Source organism: Pseudomonas sp. H1_G08 (genome assembly GCF_054681355.1).
Window position 1 is genome coordinate 1593808 of record NZ_CP162822.1, and the last position, 13899, is coordinate 1607706.

The following is a 13899-nucleotide window of genomic DNA, read 5'->3' on the forward strand; positions in this document are numbered from 1 at the left end:
GGTTCCTCGCAGGTATATTTCAACCTTCGTTAAAGGAGCTGGTTAATGACGGTTTGGGAGTGGATCAAGGAATACAACGGCACGATCGCGATCTTCGTGTCACTGATTACGGGTGGGTTCGCGCTCTATCACTACATCTCGATAAAAAAATCAGAAGAGGCAGCGAGGAGATTCACCACGTATCACAAAATGATTCAGGACTTGAACATTGGTGAAGATGGCGAGGCTCAATACATTGATCGGCAGATGGCAATCGTCTACGAAATGCGGAATTTTCCGGAGTATTTTCCTGCAACATTGCGACTGCTAAATCGTTCACTGCCACGATGGCGGCTTTTTGCAGTAGGAAGCAACCCACTTTCTCCGAACCTTTTAGCCGAGGAGGCGGTTCTTACCATAAGGTACATCAAGCGTCGTATGGCTGAACGCAGCTACCTCTGTGTACCAGAGGAAGATAGGCTTTAGCGCTGCGGCTGGCGTGATTCGTATAAGTGGGGTATTTATCTGCAATCTCACAATGGCAGGAGGCCGACATGAGGTTGCAGAGCGATGTGGATGCCCTAGCGGCTATCGAAGAGGACGCTAAAGCGATGCTGAAACGGATAGGGCTGCCGGATGACGCAGTGAAGCTGGAGGTGGTCGTGTTCCTTCGGGAGGTGATCGACCTGGCCAGCTACATGGAGTCGGCGCACCGAATCGTTGAAGCGCCGAGCAGCGCGTAATCCAGCCGACAGGTGACACGCTCGTTCAACACTTCTCAGTGAACCCTCGCCGTTTTGCCCGAATCTATCTGGGCATCAGGAGGCGAGTTATGAGATGTATGTGTTGGATCTGCTGGGGGGAAGCGTACCGCAAGGGCATCTACGGCGATTGGGACGATCTTGTGTGCTTCAACTGCGGACGTTACAAAATCAGCCGGCGCTTCTTGGGTGAGCACGTCGGCAAAAAATTCGATGTCGCCGCGATGCGTGAGCGCTTCCAACCTACGCACGATCGCTACCTGGTCCCGATTGTCGATAGCCACACCGCTGTATTTCAAAGCCGCGCCCAGCAGCCTCCTGTGAAGGGTGAGTTGATTGGGTGGCCTGCTCCGGCGATGAGATCGCAGCGGCTGGTTGATCAGTGACGCAAGCCGAGTGCTCGACCATTTCCGACCATCCTGCCGTTCGCAGTGGCGCAACCCTGATAAGTGGGGTATTTGTGTTTACAGCACTGGCTCAAACTCAGGGGCACGCAGCTATAAGCCCGCGAGCATATGTTAATATTGCTATTCAATAGCTCAATCTTTCCGCCCGGAACCGAGATAAAAATGGACGTAACCGCTTCGATTGATGGTCTAACGCTGATAGATAGTGGTACAGCGCTCCTTGCAAATTCCGAGCTTAAACTGGAGGTGGAGAGCCTTCCGATTTCGATATCTTTTAAGTCTGATTCGGGAACTACAAGATGGGAAACCCAAGGGAGTGAAGCGACGGGCGTGATTTTCACGCTTTTTAATATGGACAGTCCTCAGGGTGGCGGCATATTCACCCCGGTTTCAATTGCAAAGTCTCCAGAAGTGGAGTTTTTCCTTTCGCTGTATGTAACTACGCTCAATAAAGGCGCACAACGGATTGTAGTTTATAACTTGTTCGCGAAAGGGGATGATGTGTGATCGAACCTATTGTAGCGAAAGGCGAGCTTAATCATCATGAAGCTCCCACGCGAATTGCAAAGCCAGTCGAAGGTGCAGGAAGAATCGCTGCTAACATCGGTACTGGGGAAAACGCTCGTAACGCAATCGTCTGGATGACTATAACCTGGAGCTTCATAATCGCCTCCGGATTAAGTGTTCTTTTATTCTCGCTGGTTGTGGCGGACAAGGATTTTAAGTATCTAGAACAGATAAAATCAGTTTGGACGATTTTCATTCCGCTGATCACATTGGCTCTAGGGTACTCGTTTGGTAAGAGTCAATAGTTGTAGGCTGCAATCAAACTGACTACTCATCACTACTGATGCGAAGTGCTTCTCGGTCGAAGGCAAGCTTCAATTTCCGCGACACGTTTTCAGGTATCACGTATTCGTGTCGCGGTGGCGGCTCCAGCAAAGGAAGGGCACCTCCCGGGCCAAGTCCGTGCAGATGGTGAATCATCAGCGTGATTGCCTCGCCCTGTTCCTCAATGCCGCTCCAGGCCATCAGTTCAGCAAGGGCTTGGCGCGTGCCGGGCAGGCAGTGCAGCCTGATTTCCTCTTCGCCGCGCTCCTTCCTCTTCGCCGCGGCTTTCGCTGAGCGATCTGCATTGCTCTTGGCCATGGCCTACCTCTTCAATTCCGCTGGCCGGCAAGTCCAGCCAGGTCTGTCGTTTACGTTGTTGGGTGCGAAAACGTCTCACGCTGCGACCTTCACCTGATGCCAGGCGCCGGCGGCATAGAACAGCTTCGCGGCTTGGGCTTCTTCCATCGATATCTCGTCGGGGATGGCGATCCAGCCTGACGCGACCAGATGATTCGGGTTCGTGCTGTTGCGCAGCTCCAGGTAGTAATGCTCGATGGCATCCGTCAGGCGCTCGACCTTGTAGATGCCCTCCGGCGAGATCTCTAGGGACTTGATGTACTCGGCGCCGCGCTCGTCTCGACACATGGCGGCGATGTAGATCGTCCAGCGATACGAGAAATCGAAGATTGCGTTGGCGATCGCCAGACTGCGGATCTGCTTGCAGCTCTTCCAGTTCGCCATGATCTGGCTGCCGCTGGGATCGATGTTCACGACCGCGACGTGGTTGGTGCGCAGCAGCGCCCGGCAACTGCGCTCAGCCCGGGCCAAACCGTTGTTGGGTTTGCGTTTCGACTTCATAGCGAGTCCGCCATTTTGCGCAGAGCCTTGCGGTCAGCCGCCGATATCGGTTTCGGCCGACGCTTTAGGACCGTTTCAGGGTCTATTTTCTTCGAGCGGGGCGGTGGCAGCGGATTGCGCGGCGGGCTTTTCAGTTGGTCGATCCGTCCGCCGGCGGCCAGGTACTGCGCGATTCGCTCAGCGATCGACTCGGCATCCGGTCGGTGCTGCTCTACGAGGTTGAGGTGGTTGCTGATCATGCTCAGGCTCCTAATCGATGGGCTTGCGCCCGCGCTCTGTCCGCTACTTCGTCAACCATCCGGCCAAGCTCCAAATTGAACTGGACCAGCTCTTGATGAAGCATCGCGATGTACTCGTCATCGCGCTTGATGGTCTCGATGTACAGCCGGCAGTCTTCGTCTTGGCGCGGATCGAACGACAAGAAATCCCACCATTCCCGGCCCGTGACGAACATGCAGCCCTGAACCTGCGGCTTGTGTTCGTCGGGCATTCCTTCGAGCCAGGTACGGACGTGGACGGCTTCATTGAATGGACACTTCGACTCAATGCCGCCGTCCTCGCCAATCAAGCCGTCCGGCGAACAGCCCAACCAGTCGTATTTTGGATGAACCAAGAAGCCCGACTTGATGACGGTATTGCCGGTCAGGATTTCGTAAAAGTCGTGACTCGACTGCTCAACCTCAGTCCCCCAGGCCATCGACTTGCTGCTGACCGAATGTTTCGATCTGTTCGCCAGACGTTCAAAAGCTAGTTCGCGCATGTAAGTGGTGCGAGCCGCGAGCGGCTTGCGCTTCCCGTGCTTGTCGCGATCACCCCAAGCAATCACATCCTTGAACCTGCTTGCCGTTAGGCGCCCGCTGCGGTCCTGATGCCACTGCTCGGTGCGTTGAAGGTCTACTGAGGCGTTCATTGCTCGCCGCCTTGCACATCGTCGTTCGCACTGCCGTTTGAGCTTTCATTGAGGGTTGTGAACTCTGCCTCAATTGTCTGTGCAATCGACTTCAGCTCACCGTGACGTGTCACGCCAATAGCGCCGCGCTGCTGCGGCTTCAACGCCTTCCAGGCCTTTTCGTAGCCATCAATTCCTTGTTCTTGAGCGATCTTTTTCAGCTGCTCGAATAGGTCACTTGTTGCGTCAGTGGTGTCGCCCTGAGGAACCGACGAAGCTCCCACATCTGCTGGTTTTTCGTTGGTAGATCGTGGGGTAACATCCGTTTCCGGAAGCGCGTAGCCGTCGTCCAGCTCGTCACGGGTGTACACGCCCAGAATCACGTCGGGGCAATACAGACGAGCCCATTTTTTGAGCGCCAGATACGCGATCTGCTGCTTCGGATCGTCCGCCCATAGCGTAGAGTTCCGGGTTCGCGCCTGAGTCATCAAGGTGGTCAGTTCGCGGGGAGCGTCTTCGCCAACGAACGTCGCCCAAACGCGGACGCCGAGTCCCTTCTCGTCGTTGATATTCCAGTTTGGGACTCGGTATTTCTTCGGCTGCCCGTGATCATCCGTTTGCTTTTTGCTTTCGATTTCGCGGAAGTTGCCAATGATCTTGTCCCAGTCGCCGAACCACTCGTAATGGATTCGATCAAGGGTCGGCGCTCGCGTGGTAATCACCGCGTTGACGAGCTGTGCTTCATAGCTGAGCTGGCCGCCGTTGACGATGAATGTCTTCTGCGCCACCTGGAAGGGATTCATGCCCCATTGCATGGACTGCATGATCACTGCCATGCAGTCGGCAGTGTTGCCGTGGAAATGCTTTGGCAGGGTGGTTTTGCCGCCTGCCATGATGCCGGCGAGTTCAGTCATCGACTGCATGCTGTCGCGATTGAGGATCAGGCCCGTCGGGCTTGTGTCCATTGGTACGGTGGCAATCTGGGTTTGAGCGTTCATTCCTAACTCCATAGCCGACGACTTTGGCCGGCCTCCGGGGTGATTTCAGGGTTTGTTAGAACGACAGGGCGCGCAGCCAGGCCGATGCCTCGTCATTGGTGACGCAGAAGGCCATGGCCACGACCTCGACCACTTCGTTGGCGCTCGGCATGTTCGAGTCAGCGACTTCGTCAGCCACTGGAACCGGATCAACTCCCACTGCATCTGCTGGCGCTGTGTCGGTAACGGCTGGTGTCGTGATGACGCCTGCAACCGCACCGGGTGCTGCAGCCAGTGCGCGCAGGCGAGCCAACTCTTCTTGGTCGCGCTGATACTGCGCATCGCGTTCGCGCTGCTGGCGCTGCTGTTCTTCTTGCTGCTCACGTTGCTGGCGTTGTTGCGCTTCCATATCGCGGCGCTGCTGGTCGAGTTCATCCTGCTGCTGCTTCAAGCGCAGGCGATCTTCCTCGGCGCGCTGCTTGCGCAACTCCTCTGCTTCAGCATCGGCGATGCGTTGCTTCTCACGCAGTTCGTCCAGCTCTTTTTGTTGGGCCAGTAGCTTGGCTGCCGCCTCTTCGCGGTCAACAGCAGCCCGGTGCAGCGCTTCAAGCTGATCAATAGCGTTGTCGCGGGCGATGGTGGCTTCAGCTTCAAACTCGGCGTATTCGTCTGGCAGGATTACCGACTCTTTGACGCTTTGAATTACGGCTGCAACATCGGCAGCACTGCGGCTTGCGTACGCTGCTGCTACAGAGCTGAATCGGGTAATTTTTTTCCGGATGGCCTCGACACGTTCAGCCTCGACACGCTCGCGTTCGGCCTTGGCGTCAGCGGCGCGCTTTTCTTCGGCCTTGATTGCCTCGTCTACAGGCGCTTCGATCGCCAGCACGCGCTCCTTCAGTGCTTCACCAAATTCCTTCACTTGGTTGACGCGAGCCTGGGCGTCTTTAACCGCCTGCTGATAGGGAACCAGCGCCGTTTTCGTGGTATTGGCCAAGGCGTAGCGGACATCGCGAATATCCACGCGAACTTCCTTCGCATTCGCCAAGCCCTCACAGGTAGAGCAGTCGACAACCAGGTTCGCGTAGGTCGTTTCCAGACGGACGATCTGTTCTTCATGTGGCCGATATTCGGCGATGTCGGTGACAGCTACTTTTGGCGCTACAGAGGTCATTTCGATGGATTCCTGCAAAGGTGCGTGTTGGGCTTTTGCGGACATGACGGTTCCTTGCCGCGCACAGCGCAGCTTTTAGTGGTGTTGTTATTGAGTGATGCGGTCGGCGAGGGCGCTGAGCAGCATCAGGAAGGTGTAGATGGCGAGGATCGGGAACGAGCCGCGCCAGATGAGAATCCGGCGGGCCATCTGCCGGCTCGTCATCGGAACACGTTGTAGGTGGTGGTGCGGGGCACTTGGCACACGCCGGACGATTCACGTGCTGCGCTGTAAGCAGCAAGAACGACCAGCAGGCCAGCGGCAAGACACCAGAACATGGTTTTCATGGCCGAGCCCTCACCGCGATGCGTCCGCCCTTCATGGTCACCGACAGGCGCTGCGGGAGGTTGTCGACCAGATCCTCGCGCTTGCGGCCGATCACTTCATTGAAGGGCAGGCCGAAGCCGAGAATCGCAATGCGACGCTCGATATCCTCGAGCTGTTCATCGGCCAGCGTTTTCACCAGAGGGGTTGTCATGCTGCAGCTCCTTGCGAGGCGGAGGCGTTGTAGGTGGCGTAAATCTGGTCGATGCGTGCGCGGAAGTGACGGTGCTCGGCGTCGTCAATGGCGCGAAGCATGAAGGCCAGGGTGATGCAGGATGTCGCGGCGGCGCTGGCGTTGGGCTTGCCGAGGTCGCGGATCATGTTGCTGATCTCGCCCTCGATCCAGGTCACCGCCGTTTGATGGTCACGCTGCTGGATGTTCATTTGAGCCCCCAGAATTCGCCATAGGCGACCACCGCTGCCGCGACTCGCTTGGCCCGCGCCTTGCGGTCGACCAACTCTTGGGCTGCCATCAGCGCCTGACGCTGTGTGTGTTCTTGCGCTGCGGCTTCGTAGTCGTGAAAGTCTTCAACCTTCAGCGCTTTGGGGCGCCCCCATTCATCAAAGCGCCGATCCCACTCTCGGGCCTGCGCACTGTCTGCATAGCTGGTTGCCATGGTCGCCTCCGTGGTGGCGGGTTTTGATTCAACAAAACTCGGATGCACTCATCCGCTCCGCTGGTTGCCGTTGGGCGCGGAGGGGAGTGCATTCGGGTGGTGTCGAACGATTTGCAAAATGGCGAGTTGAATTTTTTGATTGCACTGCCGATAAAGCACAGAACTTCTAAGGATGAATTCCCATGCGTGTTATTTCGAAGGCCGTATGTCTAGTTGCTTTGGTCGCGCTCAGTAATTTGGGGCTGACCCAAGCGGCTACCGAGGATCACGATATCGCTATAACCATGGTGGCTATGGGGCGTATGTGTGCAGAACAAGAGCCTGGAATGAATTATTCGCTGCAGAACATCTTTTCCCTTCCAGACATAGCGGCAAACGCAGATCTAAAGAAGGAGATTCTTGCAGTAGATACCAATCCGGCATTTCAGGATGAAATCAAGGCAGTTCAAGTGCAGGCCGCAGGGGATCCGTCGGCAGCAAAACATTTCTGCCCGAGCTATGCGCCGAAAGCTAGCAAGTAATCTGTCCCAGGCCCGCGACTGGCGACGGCCTGGGTTTCTAGCATCAAATTGTCGACGTGCGTGGGGGTGGCCTACCTCATTCGGCCGATGCGCGGTGGACACCGACGGCCTACTGTCCGCTGCCTGTATAGGTGATGGGCGCAGGCCTTCAGGCTTGCCGCGCCGCGCAGGTGAATCAATCACTGTTACATGATGGTCATCCTCCTATTGCTCGCTCACTGGGCAGGCAGTGGCCACCTATTGAATGGGGTGATGCAGATGGCCGGAGCTGATCCCGGCATGACTATTAACGGCCTTAGTGACACCGGAGTTTCACCGGGGCGAAGGTTTCAGCCGCTTATTCCTGGACTCGCCGTGGCCATCTGGGCGCTTACTCACTCTACCGGCCACGATTCCCGCGATCCCTCAGGTCTTACACTTGCCCGTCAGCCCGGGCATTCATCTGCGTGTTGCGGTGATGCAGGTGGGCGGTTATAGGCCGCAGTTTCGTCCGCATCGGACTGCTCTCAGGCTTCCGGTGGAGGTTCTTGAACAATCTCAAGCCTGCCGTGAAAGGTGGAGAGCAGTCCGATGCGCTCTCATAGATAGGAGCGGGCAGCAGCCTTGCAGTCAGCCGCCGTCATTCGATGACCGTCTTCGCACTCAACAACACGCACGCCGCTGGTGAATCCGCGTTCAGCGTTGAGCCTGCTCGCCTCTCGGATGCAGGCGGTCAGGTCAGCATCAGCGAATACCTGCAGCTCACCGCGCAGGGTGATGTGGATGACCTTATTCATCGTCTTGCCCTCGGTTGTTTTCCCAATGCACCCGTCACCAGGTGCATCAGTGAAAAATTCCGTATTACTCCGCACCCGCTTACCAGGTCATTCACTCAGTTCGGTCAACACCTCGTCCGCCGTCGCAGTGGGCTGCGCGTGGGCAGGCTTTCGGGCCTGTCGGATCGCCGGTCGCCGGTAGAGGCAAGTGCGGTTTTGTTCATCGGTTTACTGACCTCCCACCGATGGAGCCGGGAGTGACCTAACCGGACTGGCCGGGTAGTCGTTCATGGCGCTGGTTGTTAAAGAGCGGCGGGTCTGTTGAGGCCCTTCGCAGTGGCTGTGTGTCGCTGCGATGGGTGCAATTTAGAAAACTTAACAAAATACGTCAACACTTATTTTAGAAAACTTAACAGGCGGAGCGAATAGGTAACGGATCGCGCTCATCGCAACAGGTCTTTTTGTTTAGGAACCTTCACGCTATGCTGTATTTATATACAGTAAAATATGGAGGGTTTTGGATGACTAAAAAGCAGGCTAAACCGGCAATGCGGCATGAGATGAGCGGGGTTGAGCGACTTGGTCTGAGGGTGTCATCAATGATCAACCACCCTATCGCGCAGGATCAGCGGTGGGTGACGATCCATCGCCTGGATACGGATGGAGATCGGGAGTGGGAGGAGGTGATGGGCGTGCTGTCCGAAACGGACGGTATAGAAATTACGTTCAACGACGACGATTCGGTGACACTGAAGTGGGAGGCATCATCAGAAAACGATCATGAGGTTGCGGTGCCTGACGAGTTCATGAAGGTGGAGGAGGTTGCGCCATTTTGATGGACACAAAAAAGCCCGGCGCTGGGCCGGGCTTTTGGTGCAGGGAATTCAGTGGGACTTTACTTCTCTCGATGCGTGCGATGCTGTGTGCGCGACGGAGGAGTATAGAGACGCTAGGGTAGGGATAGCTTTCATCCTGTTAGTCACCAGCCCAATGATGCTCAGTACTGCCACCGAAAACAGAAACACCGGCATGCACACCAGGGAGGTCAGCGGATTCTTAGTGACGTACATTTTCACAATGGAATCAATAATCTCAGAATGCTGCGCGCTCGGCTTGCGAGGCACATGTCCTGCTCCGCGGATAAGTATGCTCAAAGCGAGCCACACCGGCGCCACCAAGGTCATGGCAGGCATGAAGATCCATAGCCTTGCAAAACGGTATGTCCAGTAAGCGGAGTCCCTATCGTCCTCAGAGACTTTGTGGTCTTCGAAATATTTTTCGAGCAATTCCGCGACTTTTTCTTGGTGCTTGAGCGAGGCATTCCTGCAGCTCACCCAATATAGGATCACTGCGAAGGCACAGATCAGCGCGAGAATAATCGTGCTCATCATTTTTTTCCTCCGGGTTTAGCTTTTAGGCGTTTTTTGCTGGCCTTTCTCGATGATTCGATCCGTTTGTCAATCTTTCGTTCGGGTTTGTTAGCAACCATCCAAACGTAAGAAATCCAAAAAGGCAGAAAACACGTCATAACGATTACAAAATACCCTAGAAACTCTGACTTGTCCCAAACCACCAGAAACAGATTTGCAACCGAATCTATTATTTTCTCTAATCCCTCAAGAGAAAACGAACGTGAGCCTTCTTCGGCCATGCTTTGACATTCCCTTGATCGCTGATTTCATGAGATTTATTTTTTCTGCTTGAGCACTGAGCCTGTCTACGCCTACGCCTACGCTTTGCGACCGTTCCATATGAACAGAACCTTTGCGTGGATCGTCACGTCATCGATTCTGGCGGTCTGGTTTTCATAATGCTGGTTATCCGAGATGAGCCTGTAATTGTCTTCGTCCAAGCGCATTACCCGCTTGATGTACAGCTCCTGGTGCCAAGTTACGACGTAGATCCCTTCGCCAACGAACTCTTTCACGCCGCGATCAACGATCACCAGATCCTTGTCATTGATCGTGCCTTCCATCGATTGGCCCCAGCCGGTGATCATGGCTAGCGCACTGGCTGAGGTGTACGTCACTCCCTTCTCGCGCAAGATCGCCTCACGCACCACAAGGTTGCGGACCGCCTCGTTGTACTCAGGCGGAACCTGGCCGTGGCCCATTGCGGCACGGATGTCGTATTGAGGGATCAGGATCTCGTCGTTCGTTGGGCGCAGCACCGCGTAATTCTTCGGTAGGTATTGCTGCCCGTTTACAGCAGGGGTATCGGCTTCGGCTGCTGCCGCCAAAACCATTTCCCGCGCTTTCTCTGACAGGTTCTTCCCGGCTTTTGTCGCAAGCATGTGAGCCACCAGTTCCGCGCTGGTAGCGCCTGATTTCGGGCCATCTTGCGATGCGGCATCACCTGGCGATCCCGTTCCTTCAGACAGCCATTCAGGCGAGCACTCAAGAGCCTTCGCTAGCGCGAGAAGATTTTTACCCTTCGCCCCATTAGTGCCGGACACCCAAAAGCTGACGGTCGCTTTGGAAACGCCAGTCGCTTTGACTATGTCCGCAGGCGTCAGGCCTAAGGCCTTCATGCGCTCGGTGATGCGGTCTTTAAATTCCATATTTAGGATTCTAAACAAATCACTGTTTAGATAACTTGCCTTGTGTTGTTAAGAACTCTAAACTCGGCGTAGACACTGGAGACACAACCATGACCTACGACGAAGCACTGACACATTTCGGCACTGGCCGCGCTATCGGCGACGCCCTTGGCGTGACTGGCAGCCGGGTATCTCAGTGCCGGGCCACGGGCGGCTTCTCCTACCCAATGCAATGCGTTTTGGAGAAGGAGTCGAGCGGAGCGCTGATAGCGAAACGCGAAGACGATCCCGCCCAGGCGCTCAAGAAATCCGCCGCATAACCATTTTTCCATCACCAAGGAGCATCACCCGTATGGCCTTTGACAACCCGGCCCACAAACGTAGCGAAGTGATCAAGACCCGTCACAAGCCCGAGGAAGCTCGGAAGTTGCGCATGGAAGCCCGTTTGGCCGGCATGCAGTTGGCGACCTACGTCTACGAGCTGGCGAACCTGGCTCGCAGCCTGGGCGCCGCCGATCTTCTTCGAGAACACCACGGGGCCAGCAAGCAGGATAAATCGGCTTAAGACCCCTATGGAGGGCCTATGCCTGAAACAACATTCGAAATGCTGCCGCTGGAGGTGCAGGAAGAGGTTCGACAGCTGAGTGTCGATCTCGGATGGAGCCTTGAAAGAGCGGCAGATGAATACCTTGAGATGGGCAGGTCGCTAGCGCTTCAAGCCCAGCTCAAACAGGTACGGCGAAAAGCACCTGTGCTTTCGCTGGTAGGACACAAAAAGGGCCTCGATTAGGACTCTTTGTGAACACAGAAGGGGCAGTCACTTTCCTTCGGACGAAAAAAAGCCGGGATTGCAGCCCGGCTCTCTTAAATCGCTTGTGGAGCAAATCATGCACCAATCAATCCAAACGATCAATACCCCGGCCAGTGTCGCGACACAATTTGGCAACGGTGAAAACGTGTCGCGCATCATTTCAACAATCACCCTCCGCGACATGATCAACGAGGCGCGTCAGCAAGCCGGCGAGCCGAAGGTTCGCAACGACCATTTCCTTTCCCGGGTTGAAGACGAACTGGGCGATGATCTGGAGGGGGTGCAAAAATATTACACCCCCCTCCACGGTAACCAGGTTGCTACCTACGGCCTGACTCTCGACCAATGCATGCTGGTAGGGATGCGCGAATCGAAAGCAGTTCGCCGATCCGTGCTTCAAAAGCTTAAGGAGCTGGAAGGCCCCCGGGTTCTCGCCACGCTCCCAGACTTCTCCAATCCTGCCGCAGCCGCCCGCGCGTGGGCTGAGCAATTCGAACTTCAGCAGGCTGCCAATCAGGCCCTGATTGAGGCCGCGCCGAAGATTGCCTTCGTTGAGCGCTACGTGGAGTCAACTGGGCTGAAGGGTTTTCGCCAGGTGGCGAAGCTGCTCAAGGCCAACGAATCGCGCTTCCGCGAGTTCCTGCTCGACAAAAAGATCATGTATCGCATGGGCGGTGAATGGCAGGCCTACCAGCCTCATATCGACGCTGGCCGGTTTGAAGTCAAAGCCGGCACCAGCGACAGCGGCCACGCCTACAACCAGTCCAAATTCACCCCCAAGGGCGTCAACTGGATTGCCGGTCTGTGGGCTCAGCACAATCTCAAGGGGGTCGAATGATGGCCGCGCTTCCGTACATGCAGTTCTACGTCGCCGACTATTTGGCCGACACCACGCACCTGACTGCGGAAGAGCATGGGGCGTACATGCTCCTGCTGTTCAGCTACTGGCAGACAGGCAAGCCTTTGCGAATCGATCGCCTCGCAACCGTCGCACGGATTCCCAACGAACGTTGGCCGTCCGTTGCCGATACGTTGAGTGAGTTCTTCCACGTCACGGAAACGCACTGGGTTCAGTTCCGCGTCGAAGCAGATCTTGAGGCCGTAAACAGCAAAGTCGTCACTGCCTCCAACGCGGGCAAGGCGTCCGCGCGGGCAAAGGCCCTCAAAAAACAACAAGAACTCAACGACCGTTCAACGAACGTTGACGATCTGTTGCAACGGAATGGCAACCATAAAGATACAGATACAGATACAGATAAGAACAAAAACAACACTCCACCGATGGTGGATGACCTCTTCCCGAAGTTCTGGAAGATGTACCCGAACAAGAAGGGTAAGGCCGCAGCTGAAAAAGCCTGGAAGAAGCTCAAGGTCACCGCTGACCTGTTCGGCCAGATTGCCGAAGGCCTGGCTGCGCAAGTCGTTTGCGAGGCATGGGTCAAAGACGGCGGGCAGTTCATTCCGCACCCAGCGACATGGCTGAACGGCAAGCGCTGGGAGGACGAGGTGAAAGTCGCCAGCAACGTGCACCCATTCCCGCAATCCCGCCATACCGGCTTCGCAGACCGCGATTACACCTCCGGCCTGAAGATGCGGGAGGACGGCAGCTATGCGCTCTGAGCCAGTCCAAGCAACGCCAGAACTGCCACCAGGCACCCGCATTCAGCCAGCCGAGTGCGAAACCCACGGTGCCTACGAGCAGAAGGTCTATGCCGTGCTGGGCCGCGAGCTCAAAAGCAATTGCCCTGAGTGCAGCCGTATCGCTCGGGAGAAGTCCGAAGCTGCTGAGCTGGCCAACAAGGCGATGGAGCTGCGCATGTCTCTCGCTCGCAAGCTGGGCGACGCGCTGATCCCCAAACGCTTTACCACCCGCACCCTGGGCAACTACCAAGCCGAGAACGACGGCCAGCGCAAAGCCTTGCGGTTCTGCCAGCACTACGTGCAGATCTTCGACGAGATCCTGAAAACCGGTCGCTGCATGGTGCTGATCGGCAAGCCCGGTACCGGAAAAACGCACCTCGGCGCCGGCATGGCCAACGAGCTGCTGCACAACACTTCGCGCACGGCCGTGTACCGCACTGTCGGCGCAATCCTTCAGGCGATCCGCTCCACGTACGACAAGCACAGCGAACGCAGCGAGGCCGAGATTCTGTCGAGCCTCATCGACCCCGATCTGCTGGTGCTGGACGAGGTAGGCGTGAGCAAGGAGCAGCCGAGCGACTTCGAGCTGACGACTCTGTTCGCAATCATCAACGGCCGGTACGAGCAGGAGCGCCCCACGGTGGTGATCTCCAACCTGGAAGCCAGCCAGTTGCCGGCCGCCATGGGTGACCGCTGCGTCGATCGCCTACGCGAGGGCGGAATGATCGTTGTCCCGTTCGACTGGGAATCTCAGCGCGGCAAGGAAGGGTTTTGAC

At 56.2% G+C, this 13899-nt stretch carries 27 protein-coding genes; 13 read left to right on the plus strand and 14 right to left on the minus strand.

Going from position 1 to position 13899, the window contains the following annotated elements:
* The first annotated feature begins 45 nt into the window (after positions 1-45).
* From AB4N85_RS07220 to AB4N85_RS07240, 5 genes are all read left to right on the plus strand, one after another.
* The gene (locus tag AB4N85_RS07220) at positions 46-465 is read left to right on the plus strand and encodes a hypothetical protein (protein WP_460067516.1); all 420 of its coding nucleotides are present in this window, start codon (positions 46-48) and stop codon (positions 463-465) included.
* A 68-nt stretch (positions 466-533) separates the two neighbouring features.
* Complete coding sequence (locus tag AB4N85_RS07225; RefSeq protein WP_016773961.1) at positions 534-722, plus strand: hypothetical protein; 189 nt, start codon at positions 534-536, stop codon at positions 720-722.
* A gap of 98 nt (positions 723-820) precedes the next feature.
* Entirely contained in the window at positions 821-1126 is a 306-nt protein-coding gene (locus AB4N85_RS07230) for a hypothetical protein (protein ID WP_460067518.1), read from the plus strand.
* Between the two features lie 183 nt (positions 1127-1309).
* Positions 1310-1654: a DUF6864 domain-containing function gene (locus AB4N85_RS07235; RefSeq protein WP_375123564.1), complete on the plus strand. Its 345-nt coding sequence runs from the start codon at positions 1310-1312 to the stop codon at positions 1652-1654.
* Positions 1651-1959: a hypothetical protein gene (locus AB4N85_RS07240; protein WP_375123565.1), complete on the plus strand. Its 309-nt coding sequence runs from the start codon at positions 1651-1653 to the stop codon at positions 1957-1959. Before AB4N85_RS07235 ends, AB4N85_RS07240 begins: the two co-directional genes overlap by 4 nt.
* Positions 1960-1981: 22 nt before the next feature.
* Here AB4N85_RS07240 and AB4N85_RS07245 read toward each other — a convergent pair whose 3' ends face one another.
* From AB4N85_RS07245 to AB4N85_RS07290, 10 genes are all read right to left on the minus strand, one after another.
* Complete coding sequence (locus AB4N85_RS07245) at positions 1982-2296, minus strand: hypothetical protein (RefSeq protein ID WP_460067521.1); 315 nt, start codon at positions 2294-2296, stop codon at positions 1982-1984.
* A 75-nt stretch (positions 2297-2371) separates the two neighbouring features.
* Complete coding sequence (locus tag AB4N85_RS07250) at positions 2372-2836, minus strand: hypothetical protein (protein WP_460067523.1); 465 nt, start codon at positions 2834-2836, stop codon at positions 2372-2374.
* Positions 2833-3075: a hypothetical protein gene (locus AB4N85_RS07255; protein WP_460067525.1), complete on the minus strand. Its 243-nt coding sequence runs from the start codon at positions 3073-3075 to the stop codon at positions 2833-2835. Before AB4N85_RS07255 ends, AB4N85_RS07250 begins: the two co-directional genes overlap by 4 nt.
* Positions 3076-3077: 2 nt before the next feature.
* Complete coding sequence (locus tag AB4N85_RS07260; RefSeq protein WP_073474131.1) at positions 3078-3746, minus strand: lambda exonuclease family protein; 669 nt, start codon at positions 3744-3746, stop codon at positions 3078-3080.
* Complete coding sequence (locus AB4N85_RS07265; RefSeq protein ID WP_460067527.1) at positions 3743-4723, minus strand: RecT family recombinase; 981 nt, start codon at positions 4721-4723, stop codon at positions 3743-3745. The genes AB4N85_RS07260 and AB4N85_RS07265 overlap by 4 nt, the downstream gene beginning before the upstream one ends.
* A gap of 55 nt (positions 4724-4778) precedes the next feature.
* The gene (locus tag AB4N85_RS07270; RefSeq protein ID WP_460067529.1) at positions 4779-5921 is read right to left on the minus strand and encodes a hypothetical protein; all 1143 of its coding nucleotides are present in this window, start codon (positions 5919-5921) and stop codon (positions 4779-4781) included.
* A gap of 155 nt (positions 5922-6076) precedes the next feature.
* Positions 6077-6202 (minus strand): hypothetical protein, encoded by a 126-nt coding sequence (locus AB4N85_RS07275; RefSeq protein ID WP_460067531.1) that lies wholly within the window; start codon positions 6200-6202, stop codon positions 6077-6079.
* The gene (locus AB4N85_RS07280; protein WP_223630176.1) at positions 6199-6393 is read right to left on the minus strand and encodes a hypothetical protein; all 195 of its coding nucleotides are present in this window, start codon (positions 6391-6393) and stop codon (positions 6199-6201) included. The genes AB4N85_RS07275 and AB4N85_RS07280 overlap by 4 nt, the downstream gene beginning before the upstream one ends.
* Positions 6390-6623 (minus strand): hypothetical protein, encoded by a 234-nt coding sequence (locus AB4N85_RS07285; RefSeq protein WP_460067533.1) that lies wholly within the window; start codon positions 6621-6623, stop codon positions 6390-6392. The genes AB4N85_RS07280 and AB4N85_RS07285 overlap by 4 nt, the downstream gene beginning before the upstream one ends.
* The gene (locus AB4N85_RS07290) at positions 6620-6856 is read right to left on the minus strand and encodes a hypothetical protein (RefSeq protein ID WP_252877539.1); all 237 of its coding nucleotides are present in this window, start codon (positions 6854-6856) and stop codon (positions 6620-6622) included. The genes AB4N85_RS07285 and AB4N85_RS07290 overlap by 4 nt, the downstream gene beginning before the upstream one ends.
* A 182-nt stretch (positions 6857-7038) precedes the next feature.
* On the opposite strand from AB4N85_RS07290, the gene AB4N85_RS07295 reads away from it, so the two are divergent.
* Positions 7039-7377, plus strand: coding sequence for a hypothetical protein (locus tag AB4N85_RS07295; protein WP_280035523.1), 339 nt, complete (start codon positions 7039-7041; stop codon positions 7375-7377).
* A gap of 578 nt (positions 7378-7955) precedes the next feature.
* Here the strand turns inward: AB4N85_RS07295 and AB4N85_RS07300 are convergent.
* A complete protein-coding gene (locus AB4N85_RS07300) occupies positions 7956-8153 on the minus strand; it encodes a hypothetical protein (RefSeq protein WP_460067536.1) in 198 nt (65 codons plus the stop codon).
* Between the two features lie 500 nt (positions 8154-8653).
* Here AB4N85_RS07300 and AB4N85_RS07305 point away from each other — a divergent pair, with 500 nt between their 5' ends.
* Entirely contained in the window at positions 8654-8968 is a 315-nt protein-coding gene (locus AB4N85_RS07305) for a DUF1654 domain-containing protein (protein WP_460067538.1), read from the plus strand.
* Between the two features lie 48 nt (positions 8969-9016).
* On the opposite strand, the gene AB4N85_RS07310 is transcribed toward AB4N85_RS07305, so the two are convergent.
* The 3 genes from AB4N85_RS07310 to AB4N85_RS07320 all read right to left on the minus strand — a co-directional run bounded on the left by AB4N85_RS07310 (position 9017) and on the right by AB4N85_RS07320 (position 10692).
* Positions 9017-9520 carry a hypothetical protein gene (locus AB4N85_RS07310; RefSeq protein ID WP_460067540.1) on the minus strand — a complete coding sequence of 168 codons (504 nt, stop codon included), beginning with the start codon at positions 9518-9520 and terminating at the stop codon, positions 9017-9019.
* Entirely contained in the window at positions 9520-9783 is a 264-nt protein-coding gene (locus tag AB4N85_RS07315; protein ID WP_460067542.1) for a hypothetical protein, read from the minus strand. Before AB4N85_RS07315 ends, AB4N85_RS07310 begins: the two co-directional genes overlap by 1 nt.
* Before the next feature lie 78 nt (positions 9784-9861).
* A complete protein-coding gene (locus AB4N85_RS07320; RefSeq protein ID WP_460067543.1) occupies positions 9862-10692 on the minus strand; it encodes a S24 family peptidase in 831 nt (276 codons plus the stop codon).
* 89 nt (positions 10693-10781) lie between these two features.
* Between AB4N85_RS07320 and AB4N85_RS07325 the strand changes: the two genes are divergently transcribed.
* The 6 genes from AB4N85_RS07325 to AB4N85_RS07350 all read left to right on the plus strand — a co-directional run bounded on the left by AB4N85_RS07325 (position 10782) and on the right by AB4N85_RS07350 (position 13898).
* Entirely contained in the window at positions 10782-10991 is a 210-nt protein-coding gene (locus AB4N85_RS07325; RefSeq protein WP_131671943.1) for a hypothetical protein, read from the plus strand.
* 32 nt (positions 10992-11023) lie between these two features.
* The gene (locus AB4N85_RS07330) at positions 11024-11236 is read left to right on the plus strand and encodes a hypothetical protein (RefSeq protein ID WP_047297571.1); all 213 of its coding nucleotides are present in this window, start codon (positions 11024-11026) and stop codon (positions 11234-11236) included.
* Positions 11237-11254: 18 nt separating this feature from the next.
* Positions 11255-11461, plus strand: coding sequence for a hypothetical protein (locus AB4N85_RS07335; protein WP_047297572.1), 207 nt, complete (start codon positions 11255-11257; stop codon positions 11459-11461).
* A 97-nt stretch (positions 11462-11558) separates the two neighbouring features.
* Positions 11559-12320 carry a phage antirepressor KilAC domain-containing protein gene (locus AB4N85_RS07340; RefSeq protein WP_460067546.1) on the plus strand — a complete coding sequence of 254 codons (762 nt, stop codon included), beginning with the start codon at positions 11559-11561 and terminating at the stop codon, positions 12318-12320.
* Positions 12320-13102: a YdaU family protein gene (locus AB4N85_RS07345; RefSeq protein WP_460067548.1), complete on the plus strand. Its 783-nt coding sequence runs from the start codon at positions 12320-12322 to the stop codon at positions 13100-13102. The genes AB4N85_RS07340 and AB4N85_RS07345 overlap by 1 nt, the downstream gene beginning before the upstream one ends.
* A complete protein-coding gene (locus tag AB4N85_RS07350) occupies positions 13092-13898 on the plus strand; it encodes an ATP-binding protein (protein ID WP_460067550.1) in 807 nt (268 codons plus the stop codon). The genes AB4N85_RS07345 and AB4N85_RS07350 overlap by 11 nt, the downstream gene beginning before the upstream one ends.
* Position 13899 lies beyond the last annotated feature (1 nt).